The sequence below is a fragment of the Aquirufa sp. 5-AUSEE-100C1 genome, assembly GCF_054558655.1.
The window spans coordinates 401645-417747 of the sequence record NZ_JBPXKO010000002.1 but is presented as its reverse complement, the minus strand read 5'-3'; the positions used below and the strand labels follow the sequence as shown (position 1 = coordinate 417747).

Below are 16103 nucleotides of genomic sequence, written 5' to 3'. Positions count from 1 at the left end.
ACCACTATCTTCGTCTTATGAAAAAATACGTCTACTTCATCCTGTTCTTTTTGCTTGGTTCATACGGGCTTTTAGCTCAAAAGCTTAAAATGGAATTTAAGCCGGGCATCATGGTGGAGGAGTATACTCCAGAAAAATCGGGGATACATCGGGAATTGCCGGAGGGCTATTCGAAGCGAATTTTGGAGGAAATTCAGAACCGCAACGCGCGAAGTACACAATCTCAGCAGGCGACTCAAGCAGGTACACAAGTGATTGTTACCTATGAGGTTCCGCCTCCAGCCGATGTTAAGGCGATTTTTGAGCGCGCGGCTAATCTTTGGGCCACCTCCTTGAATTCGGATGTGACAATTAATATTTATGTTCGATGGAAATCACTCGCTTCGGGTGTTTTGGGTAGTGCGGGTGCTTCGACGAATGTCCGAAACTTTGTAGGCTGTAATCGATTGAATACTTGGTACCCAATTGCTTTAGCCGAGAAAATGGCTCATAAAAACTTAAATGGAGATAATCCGGATATCGTTGCCACGTTTAATTCGGATTTTACGGATTGGTATACAGGTTTAGATGGGGTACCAAAACTGAATCAGATCGATTTATATTCCGTCGTGCTGCATGAATTTGGACATGGCCTAGGATTTATCGGGCAGATCAATGAATCGAGTGCAGATAATACGATTGCTGGTTATGGATATCCTGGGATTTTTGACCAATTTATTGTCAATGCGGCCAATGCAAATTTAACTGATACCACGAAATTTGATAATCCGTCCACGACGATTAAAAGCCAAATAACCTCCAACGGTTTATTCTTATCCTCTCCAAGTATCCAACGTTTGAACGGAGATAAGGCTAAATTATATGCGCCTACAACCTATTCCAGTGGTTCGAGCGTTTATCACGTCGACCAGGCTAAATATAAAGTTGGGGATATTAATGCCCTAATGACTCCACAAATAGCCCGTGGTGAGGTGACTCGTGATATTGGGCCGATTGTACTTGGGGCTTTTAATGATTTCGGGTGGTATTCCTCGAATATTATTGCGGATAACTTTACCGATACGGAGGATACGAGTAAGGACATTGTATTTACTGCGAAAGTTTACTCGGATACTCTCATTGATGAATCTTCGGTGAAGTTAATGATGGCGATTGATAAGAGTATTTTGTCGGCGACTTCCATGCCCTTAGTGAAATCAGGAAATACCTATACATATACTTTGCCTAAATCGCCGGCACGCCGACAAATTAATTATTACTGGACAGCGAATGATGCGGGGGGTAAGAAATTCACAACACCTGCGGAGGCGCCTGTCATTGCGGGCACGAACTTTGGAAGTTATTTTGATTTTGTGGTTGGCGCAGATACCGTCAAGCCGGTGGTCATTTATGCCAATCCGCTGAAGTACATCTTTACCTCACAAACCAAGATTGATTTGCCTACCCTGTTAACCTCTGACAATATTGGGATCAAGGATGTTTACTTAGAATATTCCATCAATGGGGCATCATTTGTCCGTCAAGATTTTACCAAGGTTGTCGGAGAATCCTTTAGCTACACGAATGCATTTAATTTTACTCCGGGACAATTGAAATCGGGTGATGTCATTCGATACCGTGTCGTCGTTTCGGATGCTGCAAAGGTAGCCAATGTGGTTTATAGTCCAGCAGCAGGTTATTATGAATTTAAGGTGTTGGCATTAGCCCAAGCGGTGCCGGCCTATTCTCAGAATTTCGATAGCAATGCATCGGATGACTTCTTTTTGAAGGGATTCAGTATTACCCAAACGACGGGATTTTCAAGTCCGGCCTTGCATTCAGCACATCCGTATGCGGATGGTTCGGAGGAATCCTATGATGGAGAAGGGGGGTCCGACAAGTTTACGAATAGCGATGCAATTCTGTTAAAACCCATCAAATTGTCAGCAGAGAATCCAAAAATTGTCTTCGATCAGATCGTCTTGGTAGAGCCGGGAGAAGCAGGGGAGCCTTTCCTAAATGCGGATGGCACGGTGAATCGGAGTTTCTTTGATTACGTTGTAGTTCAAGCTTCGAATGACCAAGGTAAATCCTGGTTTAATTTTACGAATGGATGGGATTCCAATTTGAATTCAGCCTGGGCAGCTCGTTGGAATAGTTCCGTGGATAAGGATGGGAATTCGACAGCCTTGCCAACTAGCGCATTGGTTCGAAGTCAGGAAATCGATATGTTGGCTTCAGGCAAATTCAGCGTCAATGAAGAGGTGATTATTCGTTTCCGTTTACATGCGGATGTAGGAGCGCATGGCTGGGGTTGGGCTGTGGATAACTTGAAAATTCAAGCACCCAAGGTCGACCCGATACTGGGTTTAGAACCTAGTTCGCTAATCACTGGCTTGCAGGTTTCTCCCAATCCAAGTTCGGGGCGGATTCAAGTGAGCTACCGTCAGGCAGGGGATTTGAATGGGGTTCAAGTACGAGTGTTCGATTTACAAGGGAAATCGGTCTACCTTCAAAATTTTGCTACCCAAGGGAATATATTTGAGCAAAACTTAGATTTGGGATATTTAGGCTCCGGTACCTATGCCTTGCAATTACAGGTTCAGAATCAATGGGTTTTGAAGCGATTTGTGCTCGTTAAATAGGGAAGTAAAAGCCTTTTTTATTTATCTTTGCAAACATTTTAATTTAGCATTATGTCTTGGTTTACAAGAAAAGATAAAGGGATTCAAACCCCCACCGAATTTAAACGAGAAGCTCCAGACGGCCTGTGGTATCAGTGTCCATCATGTAAAAAAGCATTGCATACCCGCGAGCACCGTTTATTTTCATTTACCTGTTCAAGTTGCAATTACCACGAGAAAATAGGTTCACAAGAATATTTCGAATTGTTATTTGATCAATCTCGTTACACGGAATTAGATCCGATGTTAAGTTCGGGTGACCCATTGAATTTTACCGATACGAAAAAATACACGGATCGTGTGAAAGCGACCGAATATAAAACGGGTTTGAAGGATGCGGTTCGTGCCGCTTATGGGGAAATGAACGGTCAGCCCATCACCATCGCCGCGATGGATTTCAGTTTCATCGGGGGATCGATGGGTTCGGTAGTAGGGGAGAAAATCTCACGTGCGATTGATCATTCTTTAAAAACAGGGACTCCATTCTTGATGATTTCGCGTTCGGGCGGTGCTCGAATGATGGAGGCGGGTTTTTCTTTGATGCAAATGGCAAAGACATCTGCTCGCTTGGCCTTGTTAGCGGAAGCCAAGATTCCTTACATTTCGCTGTTGACGGATCCAACGACGGGTGGAGTTACCGCTTCTTTCGCGATGCTAGGTGACTTTAATATTGCGGAACCTGGTGCATTAATTGGTTTTGCCGGTCCTCGTGTTATTAAGGAGACGATAGGTAAAGATTTGCCGAAGGGTTTCCAAAGTGCCGACTTTGTTTTAGACCATGGTTTCTTGGACTTTATTGTCGACCGAAAGGATATGAAAGACAAACTGAGCGCCCTACTCGGGATGTTGAAGAAATAAGAAAAAGCCCTGCCGAAAGACAGGGCTTTTTTATGGCCCAATAAAAAAGCCTAACAGGAAGTTAGGCTTTTCAATGTATGAATGGTGTTTGCTTATTCAGCTGTTGCAGCGGCGGCTGCAGCTTTACCACGTGTTTTCTTTTCTTTCTCTGGTGCTGGGATTGGATCTTCAACACCGGCTAGAATACGACCACAGTGCTCGCAAACAATCAATTTCTTCTTGTCCTTGATGTCTGTTTGACGTTGTGGAGGTACCGAGCTGAAGCAACCGCCACAAGCACCACGTTTCACCATGACCACGGCTAAGCCGTTGATCGCGTTTCCACGTAATTTTGTGTAAGATTTCAATAGGCGCTCTTCAACGCTCTTTAACGCCTTCTCGCGATCTTTTAAGAATTTTTGCTCATCTTCTTCGCTTTCGCTGATGATAACCTCTAATTCTTTTTGCTTAATTTCTAAATCCTTTTTACGCTCAAACAAAGCAGATTCTACGGAAGCGATTTCGTCATTCTTGTTTAAGACTTTGAAATCGATTTCTTTGATGCGCTTATCTGCGATTTCCATCTCCAAGCCTTGTAATTCGATTTCTTTCGAAATTGCATCGAATTCACGGTTGTTACGAACGTTCATTTGTTGCTCCTTGTACTTAACAATAAGCTTCTCAGAATCCTTTTTCGAGATTTTATAGTTCGAAATTTGTTCCTCGAAAGAAACGATTTCCGACTGGAATTTAGTTAAACGTGTTTCTAAACCAGCGATTTCATCCTCTAAATCACGAACCTCTTCGGGTAAATCACCTCGTACTTTCTTGATATTGTCTAAGGCTGAATCAATGGTTTGAAGCTTTAATAATGCTTCTAACTTTTGGGCAATTGTAGTTTCGGTAACTGTAGCCATTCTTGTTGTTGCGTTTGAATTATTAATTCGCTCTAATTTTAAGCATAACTCACAGGATTGCTGTTGGTCATACTTTTCAGAACGGCAAAAGTACTAAAATTATTTGATAAATACGCATGGATAGCATCCTTTATCATGACTTCCGATTCATAATGCCCAATATCGCAAATGGTGCAATGATTTTCCGCATCAAAGAATTCATGATATTTGAAATCTCCGCTGATATAGACATCCGCCCCCGCTTTCTTGGCATCCCCTAACAAAAAGCTACCTGCTCCACCACATACGGCAATGCGCTGAATAGGTCGACCCAACCAAGCCGTATGACGAAAGTGACTCAACCCTAAGGACTGCTTCAGGTGTTTCGAAAACTGATCAGCATCCATGGCATGTGGCAATTCTGCTACATATCCAGAGCCGACTTCATTCCATGTATTGTCCAAGCTTGTCAAAAAATAGGCTACCTCCTCGTAGGGATGTGCTTGGAATAAAGCCGCTAAGACCCCATTCTCTAAGTGTGCCGGAAAGATAACCTGAACTTGTTCCTCGTTCACCTCTTCTGCTTTTTTTGCCGATCCTATCGTTGGGTTAGCCAATTCATTGGGCGTAAATCGCCCTATCCCTGTCTGGCTAAAACTGCATTCCGAATAATTTCCAATGTTTCCCGCACCGGCGGCATGTATCGCTTCACGGGTTTTTGCAGCAGATTCTGCAGGGACAAAATAACTTAGTTGTTTCAAAGCTTGCTGGAAGGGGCGAAGAACTTTGCCATTGATTAGGCCTAATTTATTTGCTAAATGAAAACTCACTCCCTGAGGGGCATGGTCTAAATTCGTGTGACTCGCATAAATGGCAATGTCGTTTTTAATGGCCAAAATCATCGTCCGCTCTACATAATCCTTACCCGTTAAGGATTTTAAACCCTTAAATACAATGGGGTGATGGGCGACAATCATGTTACAACCTTTTTCGATTGCTTCTTGAACGACAGCTTCCGTGCAATCCAGGCTAATAAGTACTCCACGAACTGTTTGGTTTCTACTCCCGCATAAAAGTCCTGCGTTGTCATAGGATTCTTGCCAACTCAATGGCGCCCATGTTTCCATGGAATGGCAAACGTCTTGTACGGTCATTTGGTGTGTTTTAATTGTACAAAGGTAGGACAATTCGAAAAATAATATTAATTTGAAGTGTATTACCCTAATTTATGCGTTGCCGTCCTGCCTTAGTCTTACTTGAAAACAATCATGTACTCGTCATGAAGTATCAATATAGCGAACAATTTATTTATAATCTTCCTGGTGGGAATCCCGATCCCGGCGAATTACTAAGCGAAACCATTTCCCGTGAATGTAGGGAGGAATTGGGAATCGATGTAGAGGTAGGTCAAATGCTGCTCATGGGACAAGTTAGTGGTACCGAGAACCGGGACGATGTTTTGCATATCCTTTTTGAAGGTGAGCTGATTGGCGGGATCCCCGAATTGCAAGTGGGCGAAACCAACGCCCAAGAAGTCCTTTGGTTGCCCATCAATCAGTTGAGTCAAGTAACCATGTATCCCAACATCGGAATGGAATTAACCGACCTCTTAATTACTCAGCAAAAAGGGAAATATGTCGGCGCTATTCAGCAACCTTGGTTGGCCTAGGAAATAGGTAGGTTCCGGCCAACAGCCCCATCAAACTTGCCGCCAAACCGAACCAGATGGATGGAATTTCCTGGGGTGCCATGAAATTAAAGTAAGCCCAAACGAATAATCCCAATAACATACTCAGGTGGCTGCCCATCGCACTGGCGCGCTTCCACCACAATCCAGCATTCAAAGGAATAAATAGTGACACCAAGCTGAAAGCGGAGGCTTCACCTACCAGTTCAAAGATGTTTTGCCGACTCACCGCCATCCAGATACATGCTAAGGTCACCCAAACGACAGAGAATCGGATAATCAGGAGGACTTTTTTGTCGGAAGGATGTTTTAACAATGGTTTCCAAAGGTTCTCTCCGAGCACGGATGCCGGCGCTAAAATGGCTCCGCTTGTGGTGCTTAATAAGGCCGATAGCAAAGCCCCTAAAAATAGAATCTGTATTCCATAAGGCATGAACTGCATGACCAAATGTGGAATCAAAAGGTTGTCATCGGACAATAAACTTGGATATAATCGAACGCCTATTAAGCCGATTAGCAAGGGAAGTAATGCAATCGTGAGGTACATGCCTCCTGCGGCTAGACTCGCTTTAGCTGCAATTGGGCTGCTTTTTGCCGACATGACCCGTTGGAAGATATCTTGTTGCGGTATACTGCCCAACCCGATAACCATCCATGCGCCGATGTATTTTAACCACTCGACCGGTTCGGTGCTTTGTGGGGTGAATCGGAAAAAACCTTTTGGCTGTAGGGCCAAAAACGCATTAAAATCCGGAATCTTATCGAGCAAAACATAGGCCAATAAGAGGAGCCCCATAATCAATATAATGTTATGAAGGAAGTCGGTAATGGAAATCGACCACATGCCCCCCATGAGCGTATAGGTCATGACTAGGAGCGCACCAATCACAATGCCCATTTCGGTGCTGATAGGTAATAACAAATGAAGTGTTAGACCTAGGGCCACCAATTGCGCTGAGATCCAACCAAAGTAGGAGGGGATCATGACGAGGGCGGAAATCTTCTCGGATAAGCCGCCGAAACGGATTCGGAAGAAATCGCTGAAGGTTAAAACGGGTAATGGGTAAAGTTTGCGCGCGTAGATGGCGCCTACGATGAAGAGCCCCAAAGCTGCTCCGAAAGGTTCTTCGATGACAGCGTACAATCCACCATGGACAAATTCTCTCGGCGCGCCAAGTAGTGTCTCTGATCCGAACCAAGTCGCGAAGGTAACCATGGTGGCGAGTCCCAATGATAGCGTTCGGCCCGCTAGCACAAAGTCGGTCGTTGTCCGCACTTTCCTACTGGCAAACCAGCCCACCAATAAATTCAGTACCAGGTAAAAGATGACAAAACCTACGAGCATTCTTCAAAAATAAGCACGAAAATACAGATTTTTTTTACCTTTAAGCTATGAAAAAAATCTTGCCATTCTTGGCTCTTGCTTGTTTTGCCTTTTCTTGCACCACGCAGCGCGTGAATCATGCCTTTAAAAAAGGAGGACTCAAGAATCAGGCGTCAGGGATATTGGTTCAGGAGCTGCTTACGAAGAAAGTGGTTTATCAGCATCAGGCCGACCAGTATTTTATGCCGGCATCCAATGCGAAGTTGGTGACTTTTTTAGAGGCCAATCGGATTCTAAAGGATTCAATTCCCGCCTATCGGTATTATGAAACGCCGGACACCCTATTTTTCTGGGGTACAGGTGATCCAAGTTTGCTGCACCCTCAAATGAAGGGAGATGTTTTGTTAAAAAAGCTTTTGTCATCATCAAAGGTTTTGGTCTTAGCGGATTCAGATGAAAATGTTCGTCCTCTTGGTGATGGCTGGGCGTGGGATGATTATACGGATGATTATTCGGCTGAGATATCTTTACTTCCCGTTTATAACAATCAAGTTTTAATCTCAATCAAAGATAGGAAAACTACCGTTGAGCCAGTTTATTTTGAACCTAGTACACAGGTATGGAACAAGTCCTTCGCTCAAAGGGATCGTAATACGAATCGATTTCAAATTCCTTCGGTGGCAAATTATGCCAAAGTTGCGCTCCCATTTATTACCTCATCACAGCAATCTGCTGAACTTCTAAGTGCGCTGATCAAAAAAACGATACATACCATCCCTAAATCCTTTGATGCGCAATCTAAATTAGTCTATGCAGGGAAGATTGATAGTTTATTTCGGCCAATGCTACATGATAGTGATAATCAAATTGCTGAGCAATTGCTGTATTTGATTGCAGCTAATCGAAACTGGGTAGGGCCGAGCGCTCAGATAATTAATAAACTCCAAAAAGAAGATACGCTGCTTGCTTCCTTAAAATGGGTCGATGGCTCCGGATTGTCTCGCTATAATTTGATGCGTCCAAAGGATTTGGTGGCTACACTTTTCCAGTTGAAAAATGAGATTTCAGAGGACCGACTATTTCGTCTATTGCCTGAATCGGGAAAAACAGGAACAATTCGCAAGATGAAACCCTTGCAACCAAGTTCATCATTTTGGGCGAAGTCAGGTTCTTTTGGAAATACTTATAACCTCGCGGGTTACTATAAAAACGCCCAAGGGAAAATGTATGTGTTTTCCATCATGGGCAATTTGGGTAATCGACCAGCTTCAGCTATCAAGCAAGATGTTATGGCTATTTTAAACGCGCTCAGATAAATTGAAGCGGTAAATCAGATAGCTTAACAAGATAAAAGCAGCCACAAATGGAATACTGGCAGAATTCTGCACTAAAGTTCCCAATAAAAATAAGCTTGAGATGAGTACGAGTGCTATCGGCAAATAGGGGTATGCCCAGACACGATAGGGTCGAGGAAGATTGGGTTCCGATTTTCTTAATTGCAACAAGGAGGCGAATCCTGCCAAATAACTTGCCACAAAAAAGAAGGTAGCAATGTCGGAGAGTCGGTCGCTAATCGATTGACTACTGATTAAAAACAAACAGGCTAAGCCCACGGTCATGTGGGTTGCTACCGTAGGACTACCGTGCTTATTCACTTGTCCAGCACTCGCAAAAAATAGGCCATCCCGACTCATTGAAAAGATAACGCGCGGGGCAAACATTACCTGCGTATTCAAAATGCCAAAAATACTGAGCATCAAGAAGGTAGTCACCCAGCGACCTGTTTGCGCACCTAATATTTTCTGCATGGCATCGGCGGCGGCAAGTTTACTTTGGCTTAATTCAGGAAACGAGAGCGTATAAAGAATTCCGATGTTGATGAGCAGGTAGATGACAGCAACGACGATCACGCCGATGAACATCGATTTTGGCATACTTTTTACGGGATCCTTGTTTTCCTCAGTGAAGTAAGAGGCGGTGTGCCAACCGTCGAAGGCGTAAAAAATAGAGAGTAGTGCGGTTAAAATTCCCGACCAAAGCGGCATTCCCGTGGGAGCTGCGGGGCTGGAGGTCCAGGTGCCACCTTCGCCTGCGAAGAGGCAAATGAAAATGAATCCGACTAAGGCAAGGGCCTTGATACCACTAAACCATTCTTGGGATTTACCGGCCACGATAACGCCTAATTGATGAAAAAACCATAACAACAATAACATTCCCACAGCGCTATAGAGTACATAATCCTGTAAGGCAGGGAATAAAATTGCGAGGTATTCGCTGCATGTATAAGATCCAAAACCCAAAGCTGTCACCGTGCCGAGCCATGAACTTAAACCGACGAGAAAACCAATGTAACGCCCAAAGGCACGTTCCGCATAGCCATACCAGGATCCTGCTTTAGGGATAGATAAACTTAATTCCAAGACGCAGGAAACGCCTAGTAGGGCATAGATGGCAACAATTACCCAAAGCGCAATGATTAGGGTAGGGTTATGTAATTGCTCAGCAATAGGTCCAGGCTTGCGCAAGATTCCGGTTCCCACCGTGCCCCCCAATGTAACCGCAACGCCAAAGCTGGTGCCCAGCACTTTCCACAACTGATTATTTGATTTTTTCTGCATAGCTAATGACAAAAATAGATGAATTTTTCGTTTTACCTGAGTAGATTTAAACTCGATGAAATACCTTTTAATCTTATTGGCAGTGATGGGTCTTTCATACCCGGGAAATTCCAGTTCCCTGGATTCTTTGAAAGAGTATGGTTTGGGCTTTCAATGGAATCCCAAACACAAGCGTCTCGTCATTCCTTTTGAGATGTATGCTAATTTGATTGTCATTCCGTTGCATATCAATCATTCAGATACTTTACGGTTTTTAGTTGACACAGGCCTTGGAACCACTTTGTTGACGGATTCAAGCGTCTACCAAAAATTGGGATTGCAATCACTCAGAAAACTAAGTCTTTTGGGCTTGGGAACCGGAGATCCGATCGAAGCGGATGTCATTATCGATAACCAGATAAGGATTGGGAAGGCTATCGCTTTGCACCAAAATTTAATCTATGTTTCAAGTGATCAGTTGAATTTATCTGAATTTGTAGGTACCCAAATCCATGGAGTGATTGGCTATGAATTATTTGCCAATTTAGTCGTCACGATTGATTATGTGCACCATCAATTGATATTGACCCAAGCAAATCGATACCGTTATCGTAAACGCAAGGGTTTGCGATTTGACTTGGAGGTTGCGGAAAACAAACCCTATATCCATACAATGGGAATTCAAAGTAAACAGGGGGAATTGACGAATCGCTTGTTGCTGGATTCAGGTGCAGGACATGTGCTTTTTTTAGAGGGGGACGGTATCGATTCGAGCCAGTTTAATCGTGCGGATCAATTTGTTTATCTCGGAAAGGGATTGAATGGAGCCATTGTTGGACAATGGGGCCGGGTGCCCTCGGTGCGTTTGGGTCCTTGGAAATGGTCAAATGTTCCAGCGGCTTTCCCACAAAGTAAATTGCGCATGGACTTTTCGCGTGCCAAACTTCAAGGTAGTTTAGGTGGCGAATTTATGCGTCGATTCGTCATCACATTTCATTATTTGGATCAATATGTTTTGTTCCAACCGATTGGTAGAAAATGGAAAAGGGATTTTGACTTGGGGATGTCAGGGCTAAATATTCGTGCCAAGGGGCCACAATTCAAGGTTTTTGTGGTTGAGGCGGTTCAGGAATTTTCGCCAGCGGCCATCGCTGGCATCTTAGCTGGCGATGAGATTTGGATGATTAATGAAATTCGGGCCGATAGTCTTAGCCTAGGCGACATTAACCGTATGCTGCGGAAAAAGTCGGGGCAAAAAATTGAGTTAATTATTCGTCGGGGAAAAGAATATCACTGGATTCAGTTCGAGCTAAGACCCTTATTTTAACTCGTAATCCGCTGCGATGGGGAAGTGATCCGAATATTTGATGTTTCGTAGGGTAACAAATTGATTTATCCGGAAGTCTTTTGAACAAAATTGATTATCAATTCGCACAAGATAAGGACTTCGGTTTAGCGTAAATCCGAATCCGCGTCCGGCCTCCTCATAAGAATTTTGTAAGCGTTCGCGCAAGGTTCCATAAGCCCAGCCGTAGGGCGTTTCGTTTAAATCACCCACTAAGATTACGGGATATAAGCTTTCTTGAATGAGTCGGTTAATTTGCGTCATTTCATCTCGATGATGAATGAATCCCTTGCGAAGTGAGTTCATGATTCCTCGACCTTCTTTTTTGGCATCCTCGTAATCTTGATCACGAATTTTTCCAGTTACCCGACCAACCCTTATGCCCATTGACCATAATTGGACATTGATGATGCGAAAAGTATCCTCTTTCGCAACGATGTCGGCATATAAATAACCGTTCGCTGAATTCCCGAACTGCTTACCCGCCTGTTTGATGATGGGGTATTTAGAAAAAATAGCCAAGCCCATTTTCTCTTTGGCCTCAAAAAAATCTTCTTTCAAGGGAATAAAGGCATAATGTGGATAGTTTTCCTTCATCATGTTGATTGTGCGAAACGCTTTTCGATCCGCATGCGAATAGAGTTCTTGGAAACATTTGATATCCGCTTGATAGTCTAGCATAAAGCTTTTTAATGCCTTTACTTTTTCCTCGTTACCCGCATAATTGTTCGAGTACATGCCATAGACGTTATAGCTCAATACACGTAAATCATTTTTGGATGGAGTTTTTGCCGTGTTCCACACTATGCTGCGTGGGATAAAGCCATAACCCAATGCCAGAACAATTAGGGGTAATAATGCTCTTTTGGCGCGACGAAAGATCCAATAAATCAAGGAAATTAAACAGAGCACTTGGGCATAGGGAAGGGTCATCATGATAAACCCCGCCAGCCAATGATCAATGATGAGCGAATAGCTCAATAAGTAGGTCAATAGCGTGTAGAGGCACAAAGGCAAGGTGCCTAACCATATCAAGGACGATATGATTTTCTTGCGAAGGGGTTCCTCTATTTTTCGTTTGGCCATGTTTCAAAGATACACAATCCCAGGCATTTTATAAATTTTACAGAGACCTTTGGGATTTTTCAAAATTTTGTCTACTTTTGCAATCCCTTTAGGGGAAAACCAATTTTAGCGCATACAATTTTAAAAATACAATATTATGGCAAAGGTTTGTCAATTGACTGGAAAGAGAACTCGTGTAGGTAACAACGTATCACACGCGAACAATAAGACGAAGCGTAAGTTTTTCCCTAACTTACAAACTAAGAAATTTTTCTTAGAGTCAGAAGGTGTTTGGGTTCGTATGAAAGTGTCTGCAAAGGCTATCCGTACGATCAACAAAAATGGTTTTGAGAAGACTTTAATCGCTGCAGCTCGTAAGGGTACGTTAAGCGTTTAATTATATCAATATTTTTATCGAAATTAGCCTCCTTGAAAACAAGGAGGCTTTTTTATTTCCCTATGTTGAGTCCTGACGAATTTAAACGCTACCAAAAACAGTTGGCCATTCCCGAATGGGGGATGGACCAACAGCTGCGCTTGAAATCCTCGCATGTCTTGGTGATTGGCGCCGGAGGACTCGGTGTGACGGTCATTCCTTATCTCGCTGCTGCGGGAGTCGGACGCTTTACCTTAGTAGATCACGATGTGGTGGAGTTGAGTAATTTAGGCCGACAAACCATTTACCGAAACGATCAAATCGGTCAATCCAAAGTTTTGTGCGCCAAAAGCTATGTCGAGGCATTGGATCCACAAGTTCAAGTGGAGGCAATCGTAGAAAAGTTTTCAATGAGCAATCTGCAATTGGTGGAGGCGGCGGATTTGGTGGTCGACTGTACCGATAATTTCGAAACGCGCTACCTCATTAATGATGCATGTGTTCGCTTTGGCAAGGCTTTCGTGTATTCGGCGATTCATACCTGGGAGGGGCAATTAGCTGTTTGTAATGCGCATGGAACGGGGCCCACGTACCGTTGTCTATTTCCCGATGAACCTTCGGCTGGCGAGATTCCAAATTGCAACGAGGCGGGTGTGCTCGGATTTTTGCCAGGTATCATGGGACTGATGCAAGCCAAAGAAGCTATTTTCTATTTGGCAGGATTAAGCTCACCTGCGCAATCGTCCTTAATTCGATTCGATGTTCGAAGCATGCGAATGCAACAGTTTACGATGGAGCGTTCATCTGATGCTTCTGATCGAATTTTCCCAACTAAAGTAGCTTTGCCTTTAGAGATGGAGCCAGCAGAAGCTCAAAAAGCTTTAGCGGCCGGCTATGTTCATTTTGTGTTGGATGTTCGCGAACCTTTTGAATGGGAATTGGCCAGTTTAGAAGGGACGATTAATATGCCCATGAATCAATTACGCGTTGACATGATCCCCAAAGACCTACCCGGTCTCGTGATGTGTCACCATGGGATGCGCTCCATGTATGTCATCCGCCATTTGCAGGCGCAGGGTTTCGATAAACTCATTAATCTAGGCGGAGGCATCGATGCCTGGTCCCGTGAAGTAGATGCGCGCGTTCCGCGTTATTAAGAAACGATATCCCCGTATAAATCGAATTCCTCCGCTTTGTTGATTTTCACCTGTACGAAATCTCCTTGACGTGCATATTGCTCGGCGGGAATTAAGACCTCGTTGTCGACCTCGGGAGAATCATGTTCGGTCCGACCGATAAAGAATCCACTTTCCTTGCGGTCCACCATGACCTTAAAGGTTTGGCCAATTTTCGCTTGATTCAATTCTTCCGAAATGCCTTGTTGGAGCGCCATAATCTCATCCGAACGCTCTTGTTTCACCTCTTCGGGTACATCATCTTGCACTAAATAGGCATGGGTATTTTCTTCGTGCGAGTAATTGAAAATACCTAGTCTGTCGAAACGCATACGTTCCACAAAGGAATAGGTCTCCTCAAAATCCGCATCCGTTTCCCCTGGATAGCCCGAAATTAAAGTCGTACGCAGCGCAATTCCGGGTACCTTTTCGCGGATGTCGGAAATCAATTGCTCCGTTTTTTCACGGGTAATGCCCCGGCGCATGTGCTTCAGCATGGCATCGGATCCACTCTGTAGCGGCATATCTAAATACTTACAGATATTATCACGTTCCGCCATGGTTTGCAAAATTTCCATAGGGAAACCAGCTGGATAGGCATATTGTAAACGGATCCATTCGATGCCTTGAACGTCCGATAGACGCTCTAACAGTTCTTTGAGTTGGCGACCAGATTTCCCCTCACCCTTTAAATCCAAGCCATAAAAAGTTAAGTCTTGGGCAATCAAAATCAATTCCTTCGTTCCTTTTTTGGCAAGTGAAGTCGCTTCTTTCACGAGTTCATCCATCGGTCTCGAGACGTGACCTCCACGCATTAATGGTATGGCACAAAAACTGCAAGGACGATCGCAACCTTCGGCAATCTTCAAATAGGCATAGTGAGCAGGGGTGGTCAATAAACGCTCTCCCACCAGTTCATGCTTGTAATCGGCTTTTAAGGCTTTCAGTAATCTGGGTAATTCATTCGTCCCAAAGAACGAATCCACCATTGGGATTTCTTTTTCTAAATCGTCTTTGTAGCGATGCGACAGGCAACCGGTTACGTATAGTTTATCGATTTTGCCGGCCTCTTTAGCATCGGCATAACGAAGGATTGTATCGATGGATTCTTGCTTCGCATTGTCGATGAAACCGCAGGTATTCACCACCACGATGTTCGCAGTGTCTTTTTTTGCCTCATGTGTAACTTCTAATCCATTCCCTTTTAATTGGGTAAATAGGACTTCGGAGTCTACGAGGTTTTTGGAACAACCGAGTGTAACAATGTTGATGGATGGCTTCGGCCTAACTTTGGTTTTCATGCTTGCGTTGAATAAGCGTGCAATTTACGAATTAATTTGCCAAAGCCGGAGGAAAATAATCGGCACGGGATACAAGTATAGATTTCTTTTTTTAGTATTGTAATTCATAAACTTATTTACCTACATGAAAAAATTCATATTGATTTGCGCTTGCATGGCATCGGGTTTGATGGCATTTGGGCAAGGACTAAACACGCTTTCGAAGCAAGAAAAGAAAGACGGCTACAAATTATTATTTGATGGTAAGACCTTTACGGGATGGCATACCTATGGTAAACCGGGTAAAGTGGGCGCATCTTGGACAATTATGGACGGGGTAATTGGATTTGATTTAGCGACCAAAGATGGTGGTGACTTGATTACCGATGCCGAATACGTGAATTACGATTTCTCCGTGGATTGGAAAATTTCTCCCAATGGAAATAGCGGTATCATCTTTAATGTAACGGAAGATGCAGCTAAATACCACAGTACTTATAATACTGGGCCTGAAATGCAAGTACTCGACGATGCGGGTCATCCGGACGGAAAGATCAACAAGCACAATTCAGGAGATTTATATGATTTGATTAAATCATCTTCCTTTGTTACCAAGCCTGTAGGCGAGTGGAATACGGCGCGTATCGTGAATAACCGTGGTTTGTTGCAGTTATATCTAAATGGAACGAAAGTAGTTGAAACACGGACGGACGATGCTAATTGGAAAGCCATGATCGCTGGCTCTAAATTCAAAACGATGCCAGGCTTTGGCGTGAATATGCAAGGACGTATTGCTTTGCAAGATCACGGGAATCCAGTTTGGTTCCGAAACATCAAGATTAAAGAATTGTAAAAGTA

General features: G+C 43.7%; 14 protein-coding genes. 8 read left to right on the top strand and 6 right to left on the bottom strand.

Annotation, left to right across the window (positions count from 1 at the left end; all coding sequences use genetic code 11):
• Positions 1 to 17: 17 nt before the first annotated feature.
• Positions 18 to 2624, top strand: a complete 2607-nt coding sequence (locus ACMH5P_RS05690; RefSeq protein ID WP_459493371.1) for a T9SS type A sorting domain-containing protein — start codon at positions 18 to 20, stop codon at positions 2622 to 2624.
• A 51-nt stretch (positions 2625 to 2675) separates the two neighbouring features.
• Entirely contained in the window at positions 2676 to 3521 is an 846-nt protein-coding gene (accD, locus tag ACMH5P_RS05685; RefSeq protein ID WP_459493370.1) for an acetyl-CoA carboxylase, carboxyltransferase subunit beta, read from the top strand.
• Positions 3522 to 3613: 92 nt separating this feature from the next.
• On the opposite strand, the gene ACMH5P_RS05680 is transcribed toward accD, so the two are convergent.
• Both ACMH5P_RS05680 and ACMH5P_RS05675 read right to left on the bottom strand, forming a co-directional pair.
• Positions 3614 to 4417: a zinc ribbon domain-containing protein gene (locus ACMH5P_RS05680; RefSeq protein ID WP_459493369.1), complete on the bottom strand. Its 804-nt coding sequence runs from the start codon at positions 4415 to 4417 to the stop codon at positions 3614 to 3616.
• A 38-nt stretch (positions 4418 to 4455) separates the two neighbouring features.
• Positions 4456 to 5550: a Nif3-like dinuclear metal center hexameric protein gene (locus tag ACMH5P_RS05675; RefSeq protein WP_459493368.1), complete on the bottom strand. Its 1095-nt coding sequence runs from the start codon at positions 5548 to 5550 to the stop codon at positions 4456 to 4458.
• Positions 5551 to 5624: 74 nt separating this feature from the next.
• On the opposite strand from ACMH5P_RS05675, the gene ACMH5P_RS05670 reads away from it, so the two are divergent.
• On the top strand, positions 5625 to 6065 hold the full coding sequence (locus tag ACMH5P_RS05670; RefSeq protein WP_459493367.1) for an NUDIX domain-containing protein: 441 nt from the start codon (positions 5625 to 5627) through the stop codon (positions 6063 to 6065).
• Here the strand turns inward: ACMH5P_RS05670 and ACMH5P_RS05665 are convergent.
• Positions 6040 to 7428, bottom strand: coding sequence for a high affinity choline transporter 1 (locus ACMH5P_RS05665; protein ID WP_459493366.1), 1389 nt, complete (start codon positions 7426 to 7428; stop codon positions 6040 to 6042). The genes ACMH5P_RS05670 and ACMH5P_RS05665 overlap by 26 nt on opposite strands.
• Before the next feature lie 47 nt (positions 7429 to 7475).
• On the opposite strand from ACMH5P_RS05665, the gene ACMH5P_RS05660 reads away from it, so the two are divergent.
• A complete protein-coding gene (locus tag ACMH5P_RS05660; protein ID WP_459493365.1) occupies positions 7476 to 8723 on the top strand; it encodes a D-alanyl-D-alanine carboxypeptidase in 1248 nt (415 codons plus the stop codon).
• Here ACMH5P_RS05660 and ACMH5P_RS05655 read toward each other — a convergent pair.
• Complete coding sequence (locus tag ACMH5P_RS05655) at positions 8706 to 10025, bottom strand: APC family permease (RefSeq protein ID WP_459493364.1); 1320 nt, start codon at positions 10023 to 10025, stop codon at positions 8706 to 8708. The genes ACMH5P_RS05660 and ACMH5P_RS05655 overlap by 18 nt on opposite strands.
• Before the next feature lie 55 nt (positions 10026 to 10080).
• On the opposite strand from ACMH5P_RS05655, the gene ACMH5P_RS05650 reads away from it, so the two are divergent.
• On the top strand, positions 10081 to 11331 hold the full coding sequence (locus tag ACMH5P_RS05650) for an aspartyl protease family protein (protein ID WP_459493363.1): 1251 nt from the start codon (positions 10081 to 10083) through the stop codon (positions 11329 to 11331).
• On the opposite strand, the gene ACMH5P_RS05645 is transcribed toward ACMH5P_RS05650, so the two are convergent.
• Positions 11323 to 12435 carry an endonuclease/exonuclease/phosphatase family protein gene (locus tag ACMH5P_RS05645; protein WP_459493362.1) on the bottom strand — a complete coding sequence of 371 codons (1113 nt, stop codon included), beginning with the start codon at positions 12433 to 12435 and terminating at the stop codon, positions 11323 to 11325. The genes ACMH5P_RS05650 and ACMH5P_RS05645 overlap by 9 nt on opposite strands.
• Before the next feature lie 136 nt (positions 12436 to 12571).
• On the opposite strand from ACMH5P_RS05645, the gene rpmB reads away from it, so the two are divergent.
• Together rpmB and ACMH5P_RS05635 are read left to right on the top strand one after the other, a co-directional pair.
• Complete coding sequence (rpmB, locus tag ACMH5P_RS05640; RefSeq protein ID WP_459493361.1) at positions 12572 to 12811, top strand: 50S ribosomal protein L28; 240 nt, start codon at positions 12572 to 12574, stop codon at positions 12809 to 12811.
• A 62-nt stretch (positions 12812 to 12873) separates the two neighbouring features.
• A complete protein-coding gene (locus tag ACMH5P_RS05635; RefSeq protein WP_459493360.1) occupies positions 12874 to 13947 on the top strand; it encodes a ThiF family adenylyltransferase in 1074 nt (357 codons plus the stop codon).
• Here ACMH5P_RS05635 and rimO read toward each other — a convergent pair.
• Entirely contained in the window at positions 13944 to 15266 is a 1323-nt protein-coding gene (gene rimO, locus ACMH5P_RS05630; protein WP_459493359.1) for a 30S ribosomal protein S12 methylthiotransferase RimO, read from the bottom strand. The two genes, ACMH5P_RS05635 and rimO, sit on opposite strands and share 4 nt — an antisense overlap.
• A gap of 124 nt (positions 15267 to 15390) precedes the next feature.
• On the opposite strand from rimO, the gene ACMH5P_RS05625 reads away from it, so the two are divergent.
• The gene (locus tag ACMH5P_RS05625) at positions 15391 to 16098 is read left to right on the top strand and encodes a 3-keto-disaccharide hydrolase (RefSeq protein ID WP_459493358.1); all 708 of its coding nucleotides are present in this window, start codon (positions 15391 to 15393) and stop codon (positions 16096 to 16098) included.
• The last annotated feature ends 5 nt before the right edge of the window (positions 16099 to 16103 follow it).